23 protein-coding genes and 1 pseudogene are annotated in these 22,588 nt (G+C 71.8%); 12 read left to right on the forward strand and 12 right to left on the reverse strand.

From position 1 onward, the window contains the following. Positions 1-2 precede the first annotated feature (2 nt). From ACO03V_RS02065 to ACO03V_RS02080, 4 genes and pseudogenes are all read left to right on the forward strand, one after another. The gene (locus ACO03V_RS02065) at positions 3-770 is read left to right on the forward strand and encodes an IclR family transcriptional regulator (protein ID WP_367731629.1); all 768 of its coding nucleotides are present in this window, start codon (positions 3-5) and stop codon (positions 768-770) included. Continuing rightward, complete coding sequence (locus tag ACO03V_RS02070; RefSeq protein ID WP_423136424.1) at positions 767-1,690, forward strand: sugar kinase; 924 nt, start codon at positions 767-769, stop codon at positions 1,688-1,690. Before ACO03V_RS02065 ends, ACO03V_RS02070 begins: the two co-directional genes overlap by 4 nt. 10 nt (positions 1,691-1,700) lie before the next feature. Beyond that, complete coding sequence (locus ACO03V_RS02075) at positions 1,701-2,306, forward strand: bifunctional 4-hydroxy-2-oxoglutarate aldolase/2-dehydro-3-deoxy-phosphogluconate aldolase (protein WP_423136425.1); 606 nt, start codon at positions 1,701-1,703, stop codon at positions 2,304-2,306. Positions 2,307-2,727: 421 nt separating this feature from the next. Then, positions 2,728-3,261: pseudogene (locus ACO03V_RS02080) on the forward strand (DUF998 domain-containing protein); the annotation flags it as partial. A 445-nt stretch (positions 3,262-3,706) separates the two neighbouring features. On the opposite strand, the gene ACO03V_RS02085 reads toward ACO03V_RS02080, so the two are convergent. The 3 genes from ACO03V_RS02085 to ACO03V_RS02095 all read right to left on the reverse strand — a co-directional run bounded on the left by ACO03V_RS02085 (position 3,707) and on the right by ACO03V_RS02095 (position 7,849). After that, positions 3,707-6,886, reverse strand: a complete 3,180-nt coding sequence (locus ACO03V_RS02085; RefSeq protein ID WP_423136426.1) for an efflux RND transporter permease subunit — start codon at positions 6,884-6,886, stop codon at positions 3,707-3,709. A gap of 223 nt (positions 6,887-7,109) precedes the next feature. Continuing rightward, positions 7,110-7,484: a fluoride efflux transporter FluC gene (locus ACO03V_RS02090; RefSeq protein ID WP_423136427.1), complete on the reverse strand. Its 375-nt coding sequence runs from the start codon at positions 7,482-7,484 to the stop codon at positions 7,110-7,112. Continuing rightward, positions 7,481-7,849, reverse strand: coding sequence for a fluoride efflux transporter FluC (locus ACO03V_RS02095; protein WP_423136428.1), 369 nt, complete (start codon positions 7,847-7,849; stop codon positions 7,481-7,483). Before ACO03V_RS02095 ends, ACO03V_RS02090 begins: the two co-directional genes overlap by 4 nt. Positions 7,850-8,037: 188 nt before the next feature. Here ACO03V_RS02095 and ACO03V_RS02100 point away from each other — a divergent pair, with 188 nt between their 5' ends. The 3 genes from ACO03V_RS02100 to ACO03V_RS02110 are packed head-to-tail and all read left to right on the forward strand — an operon-like array spanning position 8,038 to position 9,494. Further along, on the forward strand, positions 8,038-8,160 hold the full coding sequence (locus tag ACO03V_RS02100; RefSeq protein ID WP_423136429.1) for a hypothetical protein: 123 nt from the start codon (positions 8,038-8,040) through the stop codon (positions 8,158-8,160). Next, positions 8,161-8,517: a transporter substrate-binding domain-containing protein gene (locus ACO03V_RS02105; RefSeq protein WP_423136669.1), complete on the forward strand. Its 357-nt coding sequence runs from the start codon at positions 8,161-8,163 to the stop codon at positions 8,515-8,517. Beyond that, on the forward strand, positions 8,514-9,494 hold the full coding sequence (locus ACO03V_RS02110) for a cation diffusion facilitator family transporter (RefSeq protein ID WP_423136430.1): 981 nt from the start codon (positions 8,514-8,516) through the stop codon (positions 9,492-9,494). The genes ACO03V_RS02105 and ACO03V_RS02110 overlap by 4 nt, the downstream gene beginning before the upstream one ends. 113 nt (positions 9,495-9,607) lie before the next feature. Here ACO03V_RS02110 and ACO03V_RS02115 read toward each other — a convergent pair whose 3' ends face one another. Both ACO03V_RS02115 and ACO03V_RS02120 read right to left on the reverse strand, forming a co-directional pair. Further along, positions 9,608-10,573, reverse strand: a complete 966-nt coding sequence (locus ACO03V_RS02115; protein WP_367731610.1) for a DNA topoisomerase IB — start codon at positions 10,571-10,573, stop codon at positions 9,608-9,610. Positions 10,574-10,575: 2 nt separating this feature from the next. After that, positions 10,576-10,845: a DUF7218 family protein gene (locus ACO03V_RS02120; protein ID WP_387056440.1), complete on the reverse strand. Its 270-nt coding sequence runs from the start codon at positions 10,843-10,845 to the stop codon at positions 10,576-10,578. A gap of 167 nt (positions 10,846-11,012) precedes the next feature. Here ACO03V_RS02120 and ACO03V_RS02125 point away from each other — a divergent pair, with 167 nt between their 5' ends. Both ACO03V_RS02125 and ACO03V_RS02130 read left to right on the forward strand, forming a co-directional pair. After that, a complete protein-coding gene (locus ACO03V_RS02125; protein ID WP_387056439.1) occupies positions 11,013-11,864 on the forward strand; it encodes a DUF4097 family beta strand repeat-containing protein in 852 nt (283 codons plus the stop codon). Next, entirely contained in the window at positions 11,864-12,466 is a 603-nt protein-coding gene (locus tag ACO03V_RS02130; RefSeq protein ID WP_423136431.1) for a PadR family transcriptional regulator, read from the forward strand. The genes ACO03V_RS02125 and ACO03V_RS02130 overlap by 1 nt, the downstream gene beginning before the upstream one ends. Positions 12,467-12,500: 34 nt before the next feature. Here the strand turns inward: ACO03V_RS02130 and ACO03V_RS02135 are convergent, their stop codons facing one another. After that, a complete protein-coding gene (locus ACO03V_RS02135; RefSeq protein WP_423136432.1) occupies positions 12,501-13,004 on the reverse strand; it encodes a universal stress protein in 504 nt (167 codons plus the stop codon). 141 nt (positions 13,005-13,145) lie between these two features. Here ACO03V_RS02135 and ACO03V_RS02140 point away from each other — a divergent pair, with 141 nt between their 5' ends. Further along, positions 13,146-13,328: a DUF3073 domain-containing protein gene (locus ACO03V_RS02140; protein WP_367731564.1), complete on the forward strand. Its 183-nt coding sequence runs from the start codon at positions 13,146-13,148 to the stop codon at positions 13,326-13,328. 109 nt (positions 13,329-13,437) lie between these two features. Here the strand turns inward: ACO03V_RS02140 and ACO03V_RS02145 are convergent, their stop codons facing one another. The 4 genes from ACO03V_RS02145 to ACO03V_RS02160 all read right to left on the reverse strand — a co-directional run bounded on the left by ACO03V_RS02145 (position 13,438) and on the right by ACO03V_RS02160 (position 18,747). Beyond that, positions 13,438-14,655, reverse strand: a complete 1,218-nt coding sequence (locus ACO03V_RS02145) for a CynX/NimT family MFS transporter (RefSeq protein ID WP_423136433.1) — start codon at positions 14,653-14,655, stop codon at positions 13,438-13,440. After that, the gene (gene purF / locus ACO03V_RS02150) at positions 14,652-16,127 is read right to left on the reverse strand and encodes an amidophosphoribosyltransferase (RefSeq protein WP_367731486.1); all 1,476 of its coding nucleotides are present in this window, start codon (positions 16,125-16,127) and stop codon (positions 14,652-14,654) included. The genes ACO03V_RS02145 and purF overlap by 4 nt, the downstream gene beginning before the upstream one ends. 6 nt (positions 16,128-16,133) lie before the next feature. Next, complete coding sequence (purM, locus tag ACO03V_RS02155) at positions 16,134-17,276, reverse strand: phosphoribosylformylglycinamidine cyclo-ligase (RefSeq protein WP_423136434.1); 1,143 nt, start codon at positions 17,274-17,276, stop codon at positions 16,134-16,136. A 616-nt stretch (positions 17,277-17,892) separates the two neighbouring features. Continuing rightward, positions 17,893-18,747, reverse strand: a complete 855-nt coding sequence (locus tag ACO03V_RS02160) for an endonuclease domain-containing protein (protein WP_423136435.1) — start codon at positions 18,745-18,747, stop codon at positions 17,893-17,895. 260 nt (positions 18,748-19,007) lie between these two features. Here ACO03V_RS02160 and ACO03V_RS02165 point away from each other — a divergent pair, with 260 nt between their 5' ends. Beyond that, positions 19,008-19,619, forward strand: coding sequence for a zinc-binding alcohol dehydrogenase (locus tag ACO03V_RS02165; RefSeq protein WP_367731480.1), 612 nt, complete (start codon positions 19,008-19,010; stop codon positions 19,617-19,619). 6 nt (positions 19,620-19,625) lie between these two features. Here the strand turns inward: ACO03V_RS02165 and ACO03V_RS02170 are convergent, their stop codons facing one another. Continuing rightward, positions 19,626-19,961 (reverse strand): potassium transporter Trk, encoded by a 336-nt coding sequence (locus tag ACO03V_RS02170; RefSeq protein ID WP_367731478.1) that lies wholly within the window; start codon positions 19,959-19,961, stop codon positions 19,626-19,628. Between the two features lie 220 nt (positions 19,962-20,181). Next, positions 20,182-20,538 carry a sterol carrier family protein gene (locus ACO03V_RS02175; RefSeq protein ID WP_367731475.1) on the reverse strand — a complete coding sequence of 119 codons (357 nt, stop codon included), beginning with the start codon at positions 20,536-20,538 and terminating at the stop codon, positions 20,182-20,184. Positions 20,539-20,616: 78 nt separating this feature from the next. On the opposite strand from ACO03V_RS02175, the gene purD reads away from it, so the two are divergent. Then, positions 20,617-21,888: a phosphoribosylamine--glycine ligase gene (purD, locus tag ACO03V_RS02180; protein ID WP_423136436.1), complete on the forward strand. Its 1,272-nt coding sequence runs from the start codon at positions 20,617-20,619 to the stop codon at positions 21,886-21,888. Positions 21,889-22,588 lie beyond the last annotated feature (700 nt).

The raw sequence follows: 22,588 nt of genomic DNA on the forward strand, positions 1-22,588 counted from the left end.
CCATGACCGATCCCGCTGCGCCGCGCTCCGCCCTCGCGAAGGGCCTGGACATGCTCGAGGCCGTGCTCACCACCGACCGCCTCTCCGAGCTCGCCCGCGCCACGGGGATGTCGCCGAGCACCGCTCACCGGGTGCTGAACGAGCTCGTCAGCGCGGGGTGGGTCTCGCAGGACGAGGACAAGCGTTACCTGCCCGGTCGCCACCTGCACTCGATCGCCGGCCTCCTCCGGGAGGACGGGGAGATCGGCCGCGCCGCCCGCCCGTACCTCGAGGAGCTGCGCCGCGCGAGCGGGATGACCGTGCACTTCGGGATCGTGAAGGGCGACAGCGTCATGTACGCCGACAAGCTCGACGGCCTGGGCTCGTACCGGATGAAGTCCCGCGTGGGCGGGATCGTCCCGTTGCACTCGACCTCGATCGGCAAGGCATACCTTGCGACCCTGCCGGACGTGCGCGTCGCCGAGATCGTCGACCGCACCGGGATGGAGAAGGTGACGGAGAACTCGCTGACGACCCGCGGCGCACTGCTCGAGGATCTTCTCACCACCCGTCAGCGCGGCTGGGCGCTCGACAACGGCGAGAACGAGCCCAGCCTGCGCTGCGTCGGGGCGGCGGTGTACGACGCGTCGGGCCGGGCCATCGGCGGAGCGAGCGTCTCGGCGCTGGAGTTCGAGCTGCCGCCGGGTCGCCTCGACAGCGTCGCCGTCGACGTCCAGCACGCCGCGTCGATGATCAGTCACGCGCTCGGACATCCGGGCCCGCGCACATGAGCGCGACCGAGGTGCTGTGTCTGGGCGAGGCGCTCGCGGTGATCACGGTCGCCGGCGACCTCTCGTCCGCGACTCCCCCACCCGTGCACGTCGGCGGCGCGGAGGCGAACGTGGCGCAGCACCTCGCCGCCCAGGGGATCGCTGCCGCATGGACGTCGCGCGTGGGGGACGATCCGTTCGGCCGACTCGTCCTGGCCACGCTCTCCCGGGCCGGTGTCGACGTCTCCGGCGTGACCGTCGACCCGACGCATCCCACCGGGATGTACGTCAAGGAGGCCCGACCCGACGGCACGAGCGTCATGCACTACTACCGGAGCGGCTCCGCCGCATCGGCGATGGACGCCTCCGATCTCGAGCGGCTCCCCCTCGACGGCATCCGGTGGGTCCACGTCTCGGGAATCACCCCGGCGATCTCGTCCGGAGCGGCGGATCTGGTCGACGCGCTGATCGACGCGGCCCACGCCCGCGGCGTCCGCGTGTCGTTCGACGTCAACCACCGGCCGAGACTCTGGGCCGACCTGGACACCGCCGCCGACCACCTCCTCGCGACGGCGCAGCGCGCCGACCTCGTCCTCGTCGGCCGCGACGAGGCCGAGTCGCTCTGGGGCACCACCACCGCCGACGACGTGTTCGCCGTGCTGGACCGTCCCCCTCTGGTCGTCGTCAAGGACGGCGAGATCGAGGCTGTCGAGCTCGACCGCGCGACAGGACGGCGGACCGCCGTGCCGACGCCGATCGCCGCGATGGTCGAGCCCGTGGGCGCGGGCGACGCCTTCGCCGGCGGCTACCTCGCCGGACTCCTCCGCGGCGAAGACGCATCCGCCCGCCTGGCCCGGGGGCACGCCTGCGCCGGCTGGACGATCGGCGGTCCGGAGGACGTCCGGCCCGGCCATCACCCACTCGCCTTCATCCCGTCCTGAGGAGCCAGCCATGACGACCGCCTACTTCGACATCGCCTTCGACCGTCAGCCGCTGATGGGCGTCTTCCGCAACCTCTCCGCCACCGCCGCTGTGGCGCGCGCCGAGAGGGCCTGGGATGCGGGCGTCCGCAACGTCGAGATCCCCGTGCAGTCGACGGACGCCCTGCCGACCCTGCGAGCCGTCGTCGCCGCCGGGCGCGAGCGGGGCCTCGATGTGGGGGCCGGGACGGTCGTGGACGTCGACCAGTTCGCGGAGGTCTCCGCCGCCGGTGCGGCCTACACCGTGTCTCCGGGACTGGATGCCGACATCGTGCGCGCCGCTCTCGAGCGCGGCATCCCGCACCTCCCCGGCGTGGCGACTCCGAGCGAGATCCTCACCGCGCGGCGACTGGGGCTGAGGTGGCTGAAGGCCTTTCCGGCATCCGTTCTGGGCGCCGACTGGATCCGGGCGATGCGCGGTCCGTTTCCCGACGTGCGTTTCGTCGCGACCGGCGGCATGGTCCTGGATGCGGCTCCCGCCTTCCTCGCCGCGGGTGTCGGGACCGTCGCCCTCGGCGACGCCTTCGACGACGACGAGGCCTGCGAACGCATCGCGACGATGATGCGCGACGCCTGACCGGCCGGCCCGCGGCCGCCGCCGCCCGCCGCCCGCCGCACCGGGTTGACGCGATCTCGCGCCTCGATTCGCCCCCGTCCACCCGCCGACACGCGCGCAGAACGCGCTTTTGTCCCCCAAATGGGGGACACGGGATTTCCCCTATGACCTGGGAGGATTTCGCTTCAAGCCCTTTATCCTTAGGGGAGGCGGAAGGCTACCATCACGGGACGGCTTGCGCCGCACACCGAGGAGATCGAGGTCCACATCCTCGGATCTCTACCCGATAGTGCCGACGGAGGCCGGGGTCTCGCGGTGCCGGGGGACGCCTGCACCGTCCTGATGGAAAGTGCCCGACATGAGCATCGCCGTCTCCTCCGCCCGCCCCCTCGGAGGCCTCACGGCGTCCCGCTTCTCGCAGCGCCTCGGCGCGGTCCCGACGATGCACGTGGCGGGGCTGGTGCTCGTGGTGCTCGTCGGCGGCATCCTCGCCTCCATCCTCACCACGAGCGACCCCCAGTGGTGGCAGCTGCACTTCAGTCAGCTCGGCACGTTCCACGACCTCTCCGGGGGGCTGTTCAACAACACCCTCAAGGTGGGCGGCATGATCGTCGTCGTCTTCGCGGTGCGCGTGCGCCGGGACCTCGTGCGTCTCGGACGGACCGCCGCGCGCCGCGGCGCCGCCACCATGGCGCAGATCTGCCTGACGACCGTCGGGGTGAACCTCGCGCTGGTCGGCTGCATCCCGCTCAACACCATCAAGAGCCTGCATGACAACGTCGCCGCCATGATGGTGCTCGGGTTCAGCGCGCTGCTGCTCACGTCACCGATCCTTCTGCACCGCATGCCGAAGCGCCTCCTGCTGACCACGGTGTCCGCCTTCGTGCTGCTCTTCGCCGGCGCGTGGCTGTTCGTGGACGAGACCATCAACCTCGCCCTGTTCGAGGTCATCGCTTTCGCGATCATGTTCGCGTGGTCGGGCGTCTTCACCCACTGCCTCGCCCTCCGCACCGCCCAGCTCGCCGCGGTCGGGACCATGGATGCCACGGCCCCGGCGTCCGCGCCGACCTCCGACGCGCGCCGGGTCGACGGCATCCCGTCCTCGCTGTCCGGTGGGACGCACGTCGTCCTGCGCCGGCGTCTCCGCACCTCGTCTGCGCTGCGGACCGCGGTGCTCGCGTCCCGGGGATCGGCGGACCGGACCGACACCCGCGGATGGGCGACGGGTCGTGATGGAAGCGACGGGCCCGGGTCGCGGCGCGGCGCCACCCGCGGCGCGACGTCGCCGAGCCGCGACGGCCGGCTCTCCGCGGGACCCCGCTCGACTCAGTGCGCGATCGCGCCGCGGGTCACCGCTCCCGACGAGCGGGGGTGGGCGACGGTCAGCACGGTCGCACCCGACGGCCGGAAGCGGGCGACGGTCAGCGGCGTCGCAGTGCCCGCCGGCTCGGCGCCGCGCCGGCGTCCGGCGCCGGAGCACCCCCGTCGCCGTCCCCCGCAGGAGCAGACGCGTCCGCAGCGCCGGAGCGCCGCGCCTCGCGCCGTTCCCGTGCTCCCTCGACGAGGTTGTACAGCGTCGGCAGCACGAGCAGCGTCAGCACGGTGGACGACACCAGACCGCCGATGACCACCACGGCCAGCGGCTGAGAGATGAAGCCGCCGTGCCCGGTGATGCCCAGGGCCATCGGGACGAGCGCGAAGATCGCCGCCAGCGCCGTCATGAGGATCGGGCGCAGTCGCCGCGCCCCGCCGACGATGACCGCGTCGTGCACGCTCAGTCCGCGGGTCCGGTACTGGTTCACCAGGTCGATGAGGACGATCGCGTTGGTCACGACGATGCCGACGAGCATCAGCGCGCCGATGAGACCCGCGACGCCGAGCGGCACACCGGTCGCCAGCAGCAGGAGGATCGCGCCGGTCGCCGCGAACGGCACCGAGATGAGCAGCAGAAGCGGCTGTCGGAGCGACTTGAAGGTCGCGACCATCACGACGTAGACGATCAGGATGGCCGCCAGCAGCGCCAGTCCCAGTTGACCGAACGCGTCCTGCTGGTCGGCGACGACGCCGCCCACCTCGGCGGTCGCCCCGGCCGGCAGCGCCGCCCCCGCCAGAGCGTCCCGAACCGAGGCCGACGAACTGGCGAGGTCGTCGGACGTCGGGGTGACGGTGACGCTCGCGGTGCGGAGTCCCCGCGCCGTCGTGATCGACGGCGGCGTCTCGCTCGTCTCGACCGTCGCGATCTGGTCGAGGCGGACGGGGCCGGTGGCCGTGGGGATCTCGAGCGCGCGGAGCTCGTCGATGGTCGCGGGTCGGTCGGCGGCGGCGATGTAGACGGTGACGCCGCGGCCGTCGAGCTCGACGGTGCCGGCCTGGCGCGGCTGTCCCGTGTTGGCGACGAGGGCGCCGACGGCGGTCTCGCTCAGTCCGGCCGCCGCGGCGGCGTCGCGGTCGACCCGCACGGACACGAACGGCAGCGACGCGGACAGGCTGCTGGTGACCTGCCCGATGCCCTCGCGCCCGTCGAGGGCGGCGACGACGGCGTCGGTCGCCTGCTGCAGCGCCTGCCCGTCGGGAGCGGTCACGTCCACGGAGATGTCGCTCGAGCCGAAGCCGCCGCCCGCCGCGGCGACCTCGATCTCCCCCGCGCCGTCGAGGGCGGACAGCTCCGTCCGCACCCGCTCGCGCAGGTCGACCTGGTCGGCGCCGGACTCGGTGGTGATCGAGTACGTGATCCCGGACCCGCCGCCCGAGAAGGCGTCGCGGAGGGCCGAACCGCTCGACCCGATGGAGGTCTGCACGGTCTCGACACCCGGGATGTCGAGCAGCACGTCCTCCACGCGCTGCGCCGCGGCGTTCTCGGCATCCAGGCTGGGGGCGGCCCCGATCTCCTGGGTGACGGTGAACGTGTTCTGGCCGGAGTCGCCGAGGAAGTCGGTCTTGAGCAGCGGATACGTCGCCACGGTGCCGCCGAGCACGAGAAGGGCGACGCCCAGCGTGGCCCACGAGTGCTTCAGCGTCCAGCTGAGGACCGGCACGTACGCCTTCTGCAGCCGGGAGGGCGGCGCGGAGGGAGACTCGGGGTCGACGGGTTCGCCGGCGGCATCCCGGACGACCTTTCCGGGCTTGAGGAACCAGGATGCCAGGACGGGCACGATCGTCAGCGACACGAGGAGCGAGGCGGTCATCGCCAGCGTCACCGTGAGCGAGAAGGGGCGGAACAGCTCCCCGGTCACGTCGCCGACGAACGCGATCGGAAGGAACACCGCGACGGAGGTGATCGTGGATGCCGTGATGGCGGCGGCCACCTCACGGACGGCGCGGATGATGGTCGGGATCTTCTCCGCGTCGCCGACGTAGTGCCGCTTGATGTTCTCGATGACGACGATGGAGTCGTCCACGACGCGGCCGATGGCGATGGTGAGCGCGCCCAGCGTGAGGATGTTCAGCGAGTACCCGAACGCCTGCAGGCCGATGAAGGTCGCGAGCACGCTGGTCGGGATGGAGATCGCCGTGACGAGCGTCGACCGCACCGACATCAGGAAGACGAGGATGACGACGACGGCGAAGGCGAGGCCGAGCAGGCCCTCCTGCGCGAGCGCCTCGATCGACTGCTGGACGAAGGGCGCCTGGTCGAACACGACGGTGAACTGCGCCCCGCCGAGAGCGTCCTCGAGGTCGGGCAGCACGGCCAGGACGCCGCGCGAGACGTCGACGGTGTTGGCGGCCGGCAGCTTGGTGACGGCGATGGTCAGGGCATCCTGACCGTCGACGCGCGACAGGGTCGTGACCGGGTCCTGCTCCTGGACGACCGCAGCGACGTCGCCGATCGTCGTGGCTCCGGCGGCGAACTGCTCCGCGTCGGTGGGGACGAGCGGCAGAGCACTGACGTCCTCGACGCTCGTGAGCTTGGCCCCGGTCTGGACGGTGAGCGTCTCGTCGCCCTCGGTCAGCTCACCGCCCGGGAAGAGCACGCCGTTCGCGTCGAGGGCGTCGGTGATGGCCTGCTGCGAGAAGCCGCGCTCGGCGAGCGCCGCAGTGTCGGGGGTGATGGTGACGCGCTGTCCAACTCCGCCGACGACCTGGGCGGCGTTGACGCCGTCGACGTCCTGCAGCTCGGGGATGACCGAGGACTCGAGCGTGGACTGGATCGTCTCGGCATCCGCGAACCCCGTCACCGCCAGCTGGATCACGGGGAAGTCGTCGATGCTGGCGGAGGCGACGGTCGTGTCGGCCGAGTCGGGCAGGTCGTCGTCGATGCGCCCGATCGCCGCGAGGATCTTCTGTTCCGCCGTGGCGAGGTCGGTGCCGTACGTGAAGGACGCGGACACGATCGACGCATTCGTCGTGCTGGTGGCCGTCGTCGACTCGAGTCCCTCCACGCCCTGGATCGCGCTCTCGATCGGGGTCGACACATCCGCCTCGACGACGTCCGGCGACGCGCCGGGGTACGTGGTCACGACGGCGAGCTGCGGGAACTCGATCGACGGGATCAGCTCCTGCTTGAGGCTCGTCAGCGCCAGACCGCCGAACAGGGCGGCGACGATGGTCACGAGCGCGATGAGCGCGCGGTTCCTCAGGCTCAGGACAGCCAGGTAGGACACGACGGAGGCCTCCGGGGGCGGATCGGATGCCGCAACGCGGCGTTTCGATACAAAGGTGTATCGAATGCGAGTATCGCATGCCGGCCCGCCAGGACGGCGGGGTTGCGCCCCGCGTCGAGACAGTCGGGCCGCGTCGCCGGCACGTTCCTCGCAGAAGGCGGCCGTTCTCGCAGGATTGTCGGCCGGAACGGCGAGATGCGCGTCGATGTGCGAGGGAGCCGTGTCAGCCGGCGGTCAGCGCGTGGCCGAGGGCCAGTCCGAGCGCGGCGAACGCGACCGAGCCGACGAACGACACCGCGGCGTAGACGACCGACGCGCGGGTGCGGCCCTCCTCGGCGAGGAGGACCGTCGTCACCGCGACGGCCGAGAACGTCGTGTAACCGCCGAGCAGGCCGGTGCCGAGGACGCTGCGCCATGTCGCGTCGGCGACGAGGGACGTCAGGATGCCGAGCGCCAGAGCCCCGGAGAGGTTGACCGCGAGCACGCCCCACGGGAAGCGGTCGCCCGCGACCCGCCGCACGGACGTGTCGACGAGGAAGCGCAGCGCCGCGCCGACGCCCCCGGCGACCGCGACCGCGACGAAGACGAGCGGCGTCATGCCGCACTCCGGCCGCGACGACCGAGGAGGAGGCCCGCCCATGCTGCTCCCGTGCCGAGCACGACCGTCGCGATCCCCCACCCCAGCAGGGCGGGGTCTGCCGCCTCGACGGCGAGGGCGCTGTAGGTCGTGAAGCCGCCCAGCACACCGGTGCCGACGAACAGCTGGGTGCGGCGCGAGCGTGGGGTCGGCGGCATCCGGGATCCGATCCCGAACAGGATGCCGATGAGGAACGCTCCCGCGACATTGATCAGCGGGACGAGGGCCGGACCGAGGTCGCCGGCGACGAGGCCCAGACCGGCGCGGGCGGCGGTGCCGAGCGTCCCGCCGAGGGCGACGAGTCCGACGTCGCGCCAGGTGGTCATCGCGCCAGCCTAGGCCCCGCCCTGGGCGCTGACTTGCCGCAGATGTACGCGCGAGGCCCCGCCGCGCGTACATCTGCGCCCAGTCACGGCACGCGGGGCAGGCAGCGGGAACGGGGGCGGCGGCGCAACCCCCGCGACGAGGGCGGGCCGCCCGGTCCAGGATCCGAGGACGACAGCGAGGAGGTCCCATGTCCTGGCGCAGATGGATCGCGACCGGAGCCGCCCTGATGCTCGCGGCGGGTCTCACGGGATGCGGCGTGCAGATCCCCCGCGACCCCGACGGCACCCTCGACCGCGTGACCGGCGGATAGCTGCACGCGGGCGTCACCCCCAACGGCACGTTCGTCCGGGTCGACGGCGGCGAGCCGACGGGCAGGGACGTCGAGGCGATCCGGGCGTTCGCCGACTCCCTCGACGCCGAGGTCGAGTGGACGGTCGGCGCAGAGGAGGCGCTGGTGCGCGGGCTCGAGAACGGCGATCTCGATGTCGTCGCCGGCGGTCTCACCGACAAGACGCCCTGGACGAACAAGGCCGGTATGACGCGGCCCTACGCCGAGGCGACGCTCGACGACGGCCGTACGGCGAAGCTCGTCATGCTCGTGCCGATCGGCGAGAACGCGTTCCTCTCGCGGCTCGAGACGTTCCTCGACGAGGAGATGGCCCGATGAGCCCCGAGACCACGAGCCCGGTGACCTTCGGCAGCACCACCCTCCCCGACCGGCAGGCCGAGGCCCTCCGCCGCGCGATCCGGCTCGAGTGGGTGACGATCGGCTGTCTCGTCGTGACCGCGACGCTCGTGCTCCTCGTCCTCGGCAACTCGCAGGCGATGAAGGCTGCGTGGGCGGAGGACCTGCTGTCGTTCATTCCGCCGCTGGCATTCCTCGCGGCCGTCCGGGTCAGCCGACGGCGCCCGACTCCGCGGCATCCCTACGGCTTCCATCGTTCCGTCGCCGTGGGCCATCTCGTCGCGGCGGTCGCGCTGACCGGTATGGGCGGCTTCCTCGTGGTCGACTCGGGGATCGGACTCCTGACCGCAGAACACCCGACCATCGGCACCGTCAACCTCTTCGGCGCGTCGATCTGGCTCGGCTGGCTCATGATCGCGGTGATGGCCGTGACGGCGGTGCCGCCCGTCATCCTCGGCCGGATGAAGATCGGTCTCGCCCGCGAGCTGCACGACAAGGTGCTGTATGCCGATGCAGACATGAACAAGGCCGACTGGATGACGGCGATCGGATCCATCGTCGGCGTGGCCGGGATCGGCATCGGATTGTGGTGGATGGATGCCGCCGCCGCCCTGTTCATCGCCGGCAGCATCGTCCACGACGGTCTGCGGAACCTGCGCTCCGCCGTCGTCGACCTGATGGACCGGCGCGCGACCACCTTCGACGGGCGCCACCCGCACCCGCTGGCCGAGCGCATCGACCAGTTCCTCGGAGAGCTGGACTGGGTCGACGCCGTCGGCAGCCGCGTCCGCGACGAGGGCCACGTCTTCCACGTCGAGTCGTTCGTCGTGCCCCGGGATGCCGCCGTGCCGCTCGAGGCGCTCGAGTTCGCGCGCGAGGCGTGCGTCGCCCTGGACTGGAAGGTGCAGGACATCGTCCTCGTCCCGGTGCGGGAGCTGCCGGAGGTCGTCCGCCCCTGAGACGCGGACGCGCGCGTCCGGCTGGCCCTGAGGTGTCGCAGATGTACTCGATGAGCCCCCGCGCGCGTGCATCTGCGACAGGTCACGGCAACGGCGCGGGACGGACCCGCGGGTCACTCCCCCAGGATGAGGCGACGGATCGCGGCATCCTTCGAGCCGCCGAGGTCCATCGTGCGACCGCGGCGGTAGAGCGAGAACACGCGCGGGTCGATGTAGCTGGAGCGCGCGACGGCCGGGGTGTTGCCGAGGGCCTCCGCGGTCGCTCGCACGGCGGCCACCTCCGCCTTCTTCCGCTCGTTCTTCCCGCCGGTGGTGCCCGACCTGGCGAGGGCCTCCGCCGCGAGGATGGTCCCGCGGAGCGTACGGAAGTCCTTGGCGCTGAACGGCCCCCCGGTGAGCGTCCGCACGTAGGCGTTGACGTCGCCCGGCGTGAGCGGGACGCGCCGCCGGCCGCGCTTGTAGCTCAGCAGCGCCGCGCGGGAACGGCCCACCGCCAGCTCGGAGATGAGTGCCGCGAGCTCCGCGTCGTGGAGCGACAGCTCGGCGCGCTTGCCGCTCTTGGCGGGGAACGAGAGCCGGATCAGGTCACCCTCCACGATCGCGTCGCGCCGCTGCAGCGTCGTCAGGCCCCGACTGCCGTTCGTCGCGAAGTAGCGGGCCGTGCCGACGCGCGGCGCCACCTGGTCCAGCAGACGGAAAGCGGCCGCGAGCACCCGTTCCCGGTCGGCCTCCGAGCGGCGCAACGACTGCGTGACCCGGGCCCGCGCACGCGGCATGGCCTCCGCCAGCTGCAGCGCGCGCGCGAACTTGCCCTTGTCCCGGCGCTTCGACCAGTCCGCGTGGTACGTGTACTGCCGGCGTCCGGCCTCGTCCGTCCCGACCGCCTGGATGTGGGCCCGCTCGTCCTGGGCGATCCACACCTCCCGCCACGCCGGCGGGATGACGAGCCCGCGGGCGCGTTCCGCGTCCCGCTCGGGCACGGCGGCGCCGGTGTGGTCGACGAATCGGAATCCCGTCCCCGACCGCACCCGGCGATAGCCCGGATCCTCGTACGGCCGGACGCGGATGAGTCGCGGCACCGTCAGTGGTTGCGGAGCATGTCGATCAGCTCCGCCTTCTTCTTGTCCGAGTACCCCGTGATGCCGAGCTCCTTGGCGCGCTTCTTCAGCTCGTCGACGGTGCGGTCCTCGTAGTCCTCGGCGTGCCCGCCGCGTTCGCCGACCTTGTCCCGCCCCTGTGCGGCGGCGGCGTTCGAGATGCGCGCGGCCTTCTCCTTCGAGTCGCCCTGCTCGCGCAGCTTCTCGTACAGGTCGGGGTCCTTCAGGCTGTTCGAGCCTCTCCCGTCGGGCATCGTCGTCTCCTCTCGATGGATGCCTCGACCGTAGGACCGTCGCCCGGGCCGCTCATCCGGGTTGACACGTCCCCGCTGTCCGTCGCTGTCGCCGCATCTCTTGACGGAGACGCGATATATCGCGATACTCGACAACAACGCGATATATCGCGAAAGGAGATGAAGGCATGAGTCTGGAGAAGTGGATCGTCCGACCGGGCGAGACGCGGGTCATCGACCTCGAGACGGTGCGCGAGATGAAGATCGGCCTCGTCGGAGGACAGGTCGACATCGTCGCGCACGACGACCCGGGCGCGCGCATCGAGGTGCACAACGTGACGGTCAAAGACCTGCGCATCGAGATGACCGGCGACAAGCTCGAGATCGACCACCCGCAGCTGCGGTGGGACAACTTCCTCGAGGTGTTCCGGAACTTCGGCTCCGGCGGACCCAAGGCCGAGATCAGCATCGCCGTCCCCCGCAGCGTGGTCCTCACGCTCGGCGTGGTCAGCGCGAGCGCCCTCGTCGCGGGACTGCGGTCCGACGCGAAGCTCAACACCGTCTCCGGCGACATCATCGTCGACGGGCTGGTCGGGGACGTCGGCCTGAACGCGGTCTCCGGCGACGTGCACGTGCGCGAGCTCGAGGGCGCCCTCAGTGCCAACAGCGTCTCGGGAGACGTGGCCGCCACGGGCGCTGTCACCAAGGCCTCCATCGACACCGTCTCGGGCGCGATGCTCGTCGACTCGACCGGGCCCGTCCAGTCCATCAGCCTCAACTCGGTCAGCGGCACCGCGACGATCCGTCTCGACCGGGAGCTCCCCGCCACCTACGTCGCCCGCTCCGTGAGCGGACGCGTGCAGATCGACGGGAACGTCCGGTCCGGCTCCGGGCCGACCAACTTCACCGGCTCGACCGGGACCCTGGCCGGCAGCTTCGTCGACGTCCGCGCCAACACCGTCTCGGCGGACATCACGGTGCTACGCCGCGGGGTGTCGGGCCTGCGTCCCGACGAGCTCGCCGGAGAGGAGGAGTGGTGATGAGCCCCGTCTTCTCGCACGGCGATCTCCGCCTGTACATCCTCAACCTGCTCGACGAGGCGCCCCGCCACGGGTACGACCTCATGCAGGCGCTCACCGACCGCACCGGCGGCACGTACTCCCCGTCCGCGGGCACGATCTATCCCCGGCTCGCCAAGCTCGAGGAAGAGGGTCTCGTCACCAAGACCGTCGATGGCCGCAAGACCGTCTACGCGATCACCGACGCCGGACGCGAGGAGGTGCGCTCCCGCGAGGGCGATCTCGAAGGCATCCAGGCCGGGCTCGCCGACAGTGTGCGGCTGATCGCCCAGGAGGTGCGCGGCAGCGTCAAGGACGCCATGCGCAGCCTGCGGGCGGACCTCGCCGCCGCCTCCCGGGAGGAACGCGAGCAGGCCTCGACCCCTATGGACGATGCCCGCGGCCGCAGCCGCGAGCAGCTGCACCGGGCGGATGCGGCGATCAATGAGTTCCGGGGGCGGACCCGCTCCGAGCTGCGATCGCACGTCGCCCGCGGCGGCGAGCTCACCGAGGCCGCCGTCGACGCCATCGAGACCGCGCTCGCGCGGGCGTCCGACGCGGTCGCCGAGGCGACCCGACGCTGAGCGTCCGGTCGCGGAGGCGACCCGGCGCTGAGCGTCACTCCCAGACGAGCTCCTCGTCCGGCGGCACCGTCTCGCCCAGCGGCACCACGAGCACGGGACGGTGCTGCCGATGGGTGAGGCGGGCCGCGACGGAGCCGGTCAGGAACTCGCGGATCGACTCGCCGAGCCCCCGCTTGCGGGTGCCGACGACGAGGAGCGACGCGTCGACCTTCTCGGCGAGGTCGATGATGGCCAAAGCCGGGTCGCCGATGAGCTGCCGCACGCTCCACGTGGCGTCGGAGCCGGACAGCGCCCGCGCCGATGCCGCTTCGACGTCGGCGAGGGCGGCGCGTGCGGCCGCCCCGGCGACGTCGACCGTCGCCGAGTGCACATAGCCGTCCGGGTCCTCGAACGACACGAAGCGAGTGGTGTCGACGTGCACCACCAGCAAGGGCACCCGCGACAGGACGGCGTAGCGCGCCGCCTCCTGGACCAGTCGGGGGGACTGTCCCGGCACGACGGCCGCGATCACCGCCCGGCTTCCCGCCTCTTCGCTCATCAGGACTCCTTCGACCTCGGCCGGCAGTCTTCGCCCGGGGGCACCGTGATATCCTGGATGCTACTCTTACCGGCTCGTTCCGGAACCGCAATACGCAGGGCCCGCAGTCGGCCCTCGACGTCGATCGTGAGGGGGTCTCGCATGGGGCGTGGCCGTCAGAAGGCGAAGAACACCAAGATCGCCCGTGAGCTGAAGTACGACACCTATTCGGTGAACTACTCGGCTCTCGAGCGCGAACTGGGTGCACCCGCGTCGGGTGAAGACGCGTACGTCGACAAGTGGGCCGACGACTACTCAGACGAGTACGAGGACGAGAAGGCCTGACCTCCTCCTCCCCCGCCGTGCAACGCCGCCCGGATGCTTCCTCGAAGCACCCCGGCGGCGTTTTCCTGTGCACGCTCGCCTCCGCGCGCGCTGACACACGGGGTCTCGTTCACCACTGTCGGCCGTTCCGTCGCTCCCACGCGGCCTCGATCGTCTCGGAGCGGGACGCGACGACCCCGGCCGGGACGGCCACGGCGATCACTCCGCTGAGCAGGATCAGACCGACCGTCCAGCCGCCCGTCAGCTCGTGCGTGACGCCGAGGGCGAGCGGCAGCAGGGCGGCGAGGCCGTAGCCGACGCTCTGCACGATCCCGCTGAGGGCCACCGCCGTCTCATGCGACCGGGTGCGCAACCCGAACAGTACCAGCAGCAGCGGGAAAAGCAGGGGCGGGATGCCGAGGAGCACCACCCACAGGGCGGTCGCCGTCCCGGGTGCCACGAGCAGACCGGCGACCCCGGCCAGTCCGCCGACGACGGCCACCGCGTAGAACGGCCAGATCCGACGCGCGCGCGCCACCAGGACCGGCACGACGAGCGACACCGGCAACCCCATGAACGAGAAGAGCGCGAGCAGACCGCCCGCGGCCGTGGCATCCATTCCGGCGATGTCGACGAGGATCGAGGGCAGCCAGGCGAACGCCGTGTAGGCCACCGACGCGTTCACACCGAAGCTCAGCACCAGCGCCCACGTCTGCGGAACGCGGACCACACGGGACAGCACCGACGTCCGCGCCTCCTCGATGCGGTCGGCGCGCGACGCGCGAGCACGGGCAGCCAAGGCGATCCACGGCAGCACTGCGGCGATCGCGACTCCCGCCCAGACGCCGAAGGACCCGCGCCAGCCGATCGCGGACGCGAGCGGCACCGCGACCAGTGGGGGCAGGAAGGTGGCGACCGCCATCGTCGTCGAGTAGACGGTCGTCATCAGTCCGATGCGGTCGGGGAAGTACTTCTTCACGACCGCGGGGATGAGCACGTTCGCGACGCCGACCGCGGCGAAGACGCCCGCCGTCGCGGCGAGCAGCGAGACCGCGTCGCCGGCGGACGCGCGCACCGTCAGCATGACCGCCGCCACGACGGCCGCAATCGTCACGAGCCGTTCGAGGCCGAGCCGGCGTTCGATCGCCGGGGTGAAGACCCCCGCGACCGCGAACGCGACGGGCGGCGCCATCCCGATCAGTCCGATCATCGCCGCGGGCAGGTCGAAGTCCTGACGGATCACGTCGACCAGCGGCGACAGCGAGGCGACGGCGATCCGGAGCGTCAGCCCCAGCAGGACGATGGATGCCGCGGCGAGCGCGACCAGACCCGCGCTGCGGCGGGTCAAGACTCCTGGCTGCCCTCGACCCAGGCCAGGTACTCCTCCGACACGGTGCCCGTCACGTAACGCCCGTCGAAGCAGCTCATGTCGAGGTCGACGAGGTCGGACCCCTCCATGATCGCCGCCTTCAGGTCGTCGACCTCCTGGTAGACGAGGTAGTCGCACCCGAGCTCCGCGGCGATCTCGGGGATCGTGCGGTCGTGGGCGACGAGCTCGTGACGCGACGGCATGTTGATGCCGTAGACGTGCGGGAAACGCACCGGCGGCGCGGCCGAGGCGAAGGTGACGCTCTTCGCACCGGCATCCCGAGCCATCTGGATGATCTCGCGGCTGGTGGTCCCGCGGACGATCGAGTCGTCGACGAGGAGGACGTTCTTGCCCTGGAACTCCGTCGACATGGCGTTGAGCTTCTGACGCACGCTCTTCTTGCGCACGGCCTGCCCGGGCATGATGAACGTCCGGCCGACGTAGCGGTTCTTGTAGAAGCCCTCGCGGTACTCGATCCCGAGCTTGCGCGCCACCTGCATCGCCGCCGGGCGCGCGGAGTCCGGGATGGGCATGACGACGTCGATCGCGCCGACCGGGGTGTACTTGGCGACCGTGTCGGCCAGGCGCTCCCCCATCCGCAGGCGGGTCTCGTACACCGAGACGCCGTTCATCACCGAGTCGGGACGGGCGAGGTAGACGTACTCGAACGAGCACGGCGCGAGGGTGGTGCTCGGCGCGCACTGCTCCGCGTGGAGGGTGCCGTCGAGGGAGATGAAGACCGCCTCGCCGGGCTCGACGTCGCGGACGACCTCGAAGCCGGCGTTCTCGAGGACGAGGGACTCGGATGCCACGATCCACTCGTCCCGCGGCTCGCCGCCCGGCACCTCGGTCGCGGGTCGCTTGCCGAGGATGAGCGGACGGATGCCGAAGGGGTCGCGGAACGCGAGGAGGCCGTACCCGGCGATCAGGGCGATCGACGCGTAGGACCCCTCGACGCGCTCGTGCACGCGGCCGACGGCGCGGAAGACCTGCGCCGGGTCGAGGTCGGGACCGGTGATCTCGGACTGCAGTTCGGAGCCGAGGATGTTCACGAGCAGCTCGGTGTCGCTGCTGGTGTTCAGGTGACGGCGGTCCTTGTGGAAGAGCTCCGTCGTCAGCTCGCGCGTGTTCGTCAGGTTGCCGTTGTGCACGAGGACGATGCCGTAGGGCGCGTTGACGTAGAAGGGCTGCGCCTCCTCCTCGTTCGACGCGGTGCCCTTCGTGGCGTACCGCACGTGACCGAGGCCGATGCTGCCCAGCAGTGCGCGCATGTCGCGGGTGCGGAACGCCTCGCGCACCTGGCCGCGCGCCTTGTGGATGTGGAACACGCCGCTGGACTCGGCGGTCGCGATTCCGGTGGAGTCCTGCCCCCGGTGCTGGAGGAGGAGGAGCGCGTCGTAGATCTCCTGGTTGACCGGGCCCTGCCCGGCCATGCCGACGATGCCGCACATGGGGTGTTATTCCGCTCCGTTCGCCGGTGCACCGGCATCCGCGTAGGTCCCGACCAGGCGCACCGCGCCGCCGTCGACGCCCTTCGCGCCCTGCTCGTACTCGCCCTCGGGGCGTGCGTCGTCGCGGACGACCCCGACCTGCCAGGTGCTGATGCCGTCGGCCTCGAGCGCCGCGATGGCGGCATCCGCGCTCTCCGGGGAGACGACGGCCAGGAACCCGATGCCGAGGTTCCAGGTGCCCTCGGTCGCGGTGAGGTCGAGACCGCCGATGTCGGCCAGCACCCGGAAGACCGGGGACGGGCTCCACGTCGACCGGTCGACGTCGACCCACGTGCCCTGCGGGAGCACGCGCGCAAGGTTCGCGGCGATGCCTCCGCCGGTGACGTGGCTGAGGGCATGGATGCCACCGCCCACGGATCCGTCGTCGATGAGGCGCAGAAGGGGCGAGGTGTAAAGCCGCGTGGGCTCGAGGAGCGCCTCCCCCCACGTGCCGCCGAGCTCGGCCGACGCCGAGCCGTAGGCGATGCCCGCACGCGTGATGATGTGGCGCACGAGCGAGTATCCGTTGGAGTGGAGGCCGCTCGACGCGAGCGCGAGGACGACGTCGCCGCTCTTCACCCGCTCGGCGCCGAGGATGCGGTCCGCCTCGACGACACCGGTCGCGGCGCCCGCCACGTCGTAGTCGTCGATGCCGAGGAGGCCGGGGTGCTCGGCGGTCTCGCCGCCGACGAGCGCGGTGCCCGTCGCGGCGCAGCCCCGGGCGATGCCCGCGACGATATCCGCGATGCGCTGTGGGACGACCTTGCCGCAGGCGATGTAGTCCGTCATGAAGAGCGGTCGCGCGCCCACCACGACGATGTCGTCGACGACCATGCCGACGAGGTCCTCGCCGATCGTGTCGTGCTTGTCGATCGCCTGCGCGATCGCGACCTTGGTGCCGACGCCGTCGGTGCTCGTCGCCAGCAGCGGTCGCGCGTAGTCGCGCAGCGCCGACGCGTCGAACAGGCCGGCGAAGCCGCCGACGCCTCCGAGCACCTCGGGGCCGTGCGTCCGGCGCACCGCGGACTTCATCAGTTCGACGGCGAGATCTCCGGCGGCAGTGTCGACGCCGGCAGCGGAATAGGGGTTTTCGTGGGGAGCAGAGGCCACGCGAACAGACTACCCGCGGCGGCGGATGAGTTCCGCCGGGGGTGGGGGTGGGGGTGGGGCTGGGGGTGAGGCTGGGGAGGAGATGCAGCAACGGGAGGACGACATCGGCCCACGGCATCCTCCCCTCCCGACATCCCCTCCAGCGACGGACGCACGGCGGCGGCCAGGGGAGGAGATGCAGCGATGGGAGGACGACATCGGCCGTGGCATCCTCCCCTCCCGGCAACCCCTCCGCCCGGCGACGGACCCACGGCGGCGGGCAGACGAGGAGATGCAGCGACCGGAGGACGACATCGGCCGTGGCATCCTCCCCTCCCGGCAACCCCTCCGCCGGCGACGGCCGGGGCGGACGCGCGCCGTCGCGGTCCGACGCGCGCCGGCGGGGGAAGGGAGGGGATGCAGCGACGGGAGGACAACTTCGGCCGGTGGCATCCTCCCCACCCGACATCCCCTCCAGCCGGTGACGCGGGGGAGGACGCGCGCCGGCGGGGAGAGGAGGGGATGCAGCGACGGGAGGAGGGCTTGGGCCGGTGACATCCTCCCCACCCGACATCCCCTCCCTCCGCGACGCCCAAGAAGGAGAAGGACGAAAGGGACGCGAGGGAGACGCGGGGATTCAGCGCTGGCGGTGGAGTCCCTGGGCGATGGCGCGGGTGATGTCGTGCTGGACCGAGGGCCAGTCGTGGACGACCTGGTGGTAGCCGACCCGGATCACATGGAAGCCGTTCAGAACGAGCTGGGCGTCGTGGCGAATGTCGGCTTCGCGCTGGGCGTCGACGTGATGCCCGCCGTCGATCTGCAGGACCAACCGCTGCCCGATCAGGAAGTCGACGCGACGCCCGAGGATGACGGCCTGCGGCACGATCCGCTCGCCGAGCCAGCGCAGGCGCACGGGCACGAAGGTCTCCAGCCCGGAATCGGAGAGAGGGTCCGCCACGGCGATGAGTTCGCGCGCCGGACCGCGGAACGGCAACCGGTCGAGTGCGTACACGGTGACCAACCGCTTGTTGAGAGCGGACTCCCACACCGCGAGCGCCTGCTCGAAGGGCAGGCACGCGGCGGTCAGCGCCAGAACGTTCTCGATGGGGTCGACGAGCTCTCCCGGCGGTCGCGGAACGATGGGTGCGGCGCGGTGCACGCGCGCCGTCGCGGGCGGGTTGATGCGACCGGCATGCGCAGGAGCGGCGACATGGATGCCGCCCGGCTCGAGCACCCAGAGTCCGAGACGTTCCGCCGCGGTGACACAGGTCAGGACGACTCCCGCCCGTGCCGCGCCCACCAGCGCAGGGTCGACGTTCGGATGCGCGAGCCATCGCCGGCGAACCCGCGTCACGACGCTCGTCGCGACCGACGCGGCCACGGTCCGCTCGGAGAAGCCCGCTCGACGAGCGTCTTTCGCGAGCACGATCCCACCGGCAGAGCGGACGAACTCGGAGAGCGACGCGACACGGCTTTCGAGTGGCGAGGGCATTGCTCCACGCTGGTGCAGATCGGGGTCTCGCCGCGGCCTCAATGTGTCAATCGGGGGACGAGAGGGGCCAAACGGCGCGTGGGGAGGAGAGGTGCGGGGCGGCGGGGGGAGGAGATGCAGCGACGGGAGGACGACATCGGCCGGTGGCATCCTCCCCTCCCGACATCCCCTCCGGAGTCGGGTTGCGGTGGCGGACCGACTCGGAGGGGGATGCCGCAAGGGTCGAGCCCGCACCCGGTGGCGCTCCTATGATGGGCCGCATGCAGGGCGGGCAGCCGGAGTGGGTGATCCGCGAGGACGCGGCACAACCGGTGCTGCTCGCGCTCTACCTCCGTCAGGTCATCGGCATCCGATCACCCGACGAGCTCCCGATGTTGCGCCGTGTGCCGATCAACGCGCACCCCTCGCGTTCCGAGGACGCGCAGGCGCGGCTCGAGCGGGAGTGGCGCGAGTACTGGGCGATGACGGTCGAGCCGCAGGCCCACCCGTCGCCGGTGCCGCTGGAGCTGATCGACGGCTTCGAGACGCTCGTCGCTCTTCCCTCCGCCGGTTCCGCGACCCTGCGGGAGGCGATCGCGCCGCACGCCGCCGACGCCGTCGACTTCGCCCGTCTCGCGAACTCGCGGTACACGCGGGAGGCGTCCGCCCGTCCGGGGGTGTCGTATCGCGCGTACGCCAGCGCGATCGCCGAGCACGAACGCCGGGTCGGGCGACGCGCCCACTCGTTCGAGCTGAACGTGCAGGTGCTGCCGCTGGCTCAGCGCGGCGTGTGGTGGATCGGATCGCTGACCGTCGCGGTCACGGACGGCCTCCGCGCGGACGTCGCCGCCTTCGACTCGGCGATCCATCCGATCATCGCCGAGCTGGCCTGAGCCGCCTCAGTAGCGGTAGCGCTCGTGGTCGACCGGGACGTCCCGGGTCCGCCGGCTCGACGCCCGGTCGAAGATCAGGGCGGCGATCGCACCGAGCACCATGAAGACGACCACGGAGATGAGCGCCGTGAAGCCGAACACCTGCAGCTCCGTGTAGACGACGTCCGTGTACGGGCTGATGTTCGCTCCGTCGATGGCGAAGGTCAGGATGAGCGCGACGAGGATGCCGACGAAGGCGCCCGCCGCGAGGAACACGCCGTACTTCGGTGCACGGCGCATGCGCAGCGTCACGATCTCCTCGTGGACGTACGGCTTGCGTTCGGGGGTGGGCTGCTCAGCCATGGACCCATTCTCCCACCGCCGCCGCTCCCGCGGGTCGCGGTTCTCTCGCCCGTGAGGTTGTCTCGCGCGCGGCGGAGGGGGCGCGCGAGATCACGCGATCTCGCCGAGAGCACACGCTCAGGGAGTAGGGAACGTGTGATCTCGAACCGAACGTGTGATCTCGGCGCGGCCGACCGAGCGGAGCGACCGAGCGACCGAGCGGCCCGACGGCGCGGGCGGGTCAGGGACGCAGCGGCAGGAGATGGCTCAGGTCGGCGCGGACGCCGGAGGCGGTGATGCGGCCGGAGGCGGCGGCATCCATCCAGTTCTCCTGCCCCGTGGCGACGGCGATCCAGGTCGCGGCGTCGGTCTCGACGACGTTCGGCGGGGTCCCGCGGGTGTGCCGCGGCCCCTCGATCACCTGGACCGCACCGAACGGCGGCACCCGCATCTCGACGGAGTTGCCGGGGGCCTTCTCGACGAGGAGCTGCAGGAGGTAGCGCACGGCGGTCGCGGTGGCGGCGCGGGGGGCGTCTCCGGCGGCGACGGCGGCGAGCGCTGCGCGGCCGTCACCCGTCTCGATGCGGCGAGGAGGCATGGCATCCACGGTACCCGCGTGGCGGCAGCGGCATCCCGCTGAGCCGGGAAGGACGGCGCCGGTCGATAGGCTGGCCGCGTGAGAATCCTGGTCCTCGGTTCGGGCGCGCGCGAGCACGCCATCATCCTCGCCCTGCGCTCCGAGGAGGCCTCGCACGCGATCTACGCGGCCCCCGGCAATGCCGGCATCGCCCGCGACGCACACCTCGTCGACCTCGACGCGAACGACCCCGCCGCGGTCACCGCGTTCGCGAAGGACCAGGCGATCGACCTCGTCGTCATCGGCCCAGAGGCGCCGCTCGTCGCCGGTGTCGCCGACGCCGTCCGCGAGCGCGGCATCCCGGTGTTCGGGCCCGGTAAGGCCGCCGCCCAGCTCGAGGGCTCCAAGACGTACGCGAAGCGGATCATGGATGCCGCCGGCGTCCCCACCGGCCGGGCGATGCGCGCCCACGATCTCGCGGGAGTCGAGGCGGCCCTCGACGAGCTCGGCGCGCCGCACGTGGTGAAGGCCGACGGGCTGGCCGCCGGCAAGGGCGTCATCGTCACCTCCGACCGCGCCGCGGCCCTCGCCCACGCGGAGACGTACCTGCCCAGCGGAGGAGTGCTCATCGAGGAGTTCCTCTCCGGACCGGAGGTCTCGCTCTTCTTCCTCAGTGACGGCGACCGCGTTCTCCCTCTCAGCCCGGCCCAGGATTTCAAGCGCCTGCGCAACGGCGACGAGGGCCCGAACACGGGCGGCATGGGCGCGTACTCCCCGCTGCCGTGGCTGACGGAGCGCTTCGGCGGCGAGCAGGAGTTCGTCGACCAGGTCACCCGCGAGGTGGCCGAGCCGGTCATCCGGCAGATGGATGCCGAGGGCACCCCCTTCATCGGCCTCCTGTACGCCGGGCTCATCCTCACCGAGCAGGGGGTGAAGGTCATCGAGTTCAACGCCCGCTTCGGCGACCCGGAGACCCAGGTCGTCCTGCCGCGTCTGATCGACCCGCTGTCGGAGCTGCTCCTCGCGGCGGCATCCGGGACCCTCGACACCCACCCGCGACCGGCGTTCGCCGAGGCGACCGCCGTGACGGTGGTCCTGGCGAGCGAGGGCTATCCGGAGGCGCCGCTGACCGGCCGCGTTCTCACCGGCGTCGACGAGGCCGAAGAGGTCGACGGCGTGCACGTCGCCCACGCCGCGACGGCCCGTCGCGAGAACGACCTGCTCGCCACCGGCGGTCGCGTGCTGAACGTCGTCGCCCTCGGCACCACGTTCCGCGAGGCGCGCACGGCGGCCTACGAGGGGATCGAGCGCATCGGCCTCGAGGGCGGCCAGTACCGCACCGACATCGCCGCCCGCGTCGTCGAGGACTGACCCCGGACCGCCCCGGCGGTCGCCGCGTCGGCGGGCGGAGGAGATGCCGCCAGCGGAGGACCCAACCCCGACCGAGCGTCCTCCCTCCACGGCATCCCCTCCCCTCCCCCACACGCACCGGTGACGGCGGGCGGAGGAGATGCCGGCAGCGGAGGACCCAACCTGGACCGAGCGTCCTTCCCCCGCGGCATCCCTTCCCCTCCCCACACGCGCCGGTGACCGCGGGCGGAGGAGATGCCGGCAGCGGAGGACCCAACCCGCACCGAGCGTCCTCCCCCCGCGGCATCCCCTCCCCTCCCCCACACGCGCCGATAACGGCGGGCGGAGGAGATGTCGGCAGCGGAGGACAGAACCTGGACCGGGCGTCCTCCCCTCCCCCACGCGCCGGTGACCGCGGGCGGAGGAGATGTCGGCAGCGGAGGACCCAACCCCGACCGGGCGTCCTCCCTCCACGGCATCCCCTCCCCCACGCACCGCGAAGGCGGGCGGAGGAGATGTCGGCAGCGGAGGACCCAACCCCGACCGGGCGTCCTCCCCCCGCGGCATCCCCTCCCCTCCCCCACACGCCCCGGTGACGGCGGGCGGAGGAGATGTCGGCAGCGGAGGACCGAACCCGCACCGGGCGTCCTCCCTCCACGGCATCCCCTCCCCCACACGCGCCGATAACGGCGGGCGGAGGAGATGTCGGCAGCGGAGGACA

Source organism: Microbacterium sp. HMH0099, assembly GCF_049384025.1.
Taxonomy (GTDB): domain Bacteria; phylum Actinomycetota; class Actinomycetes; order Actinomycetales; family Microbacteriaceae; genus Microbacterium.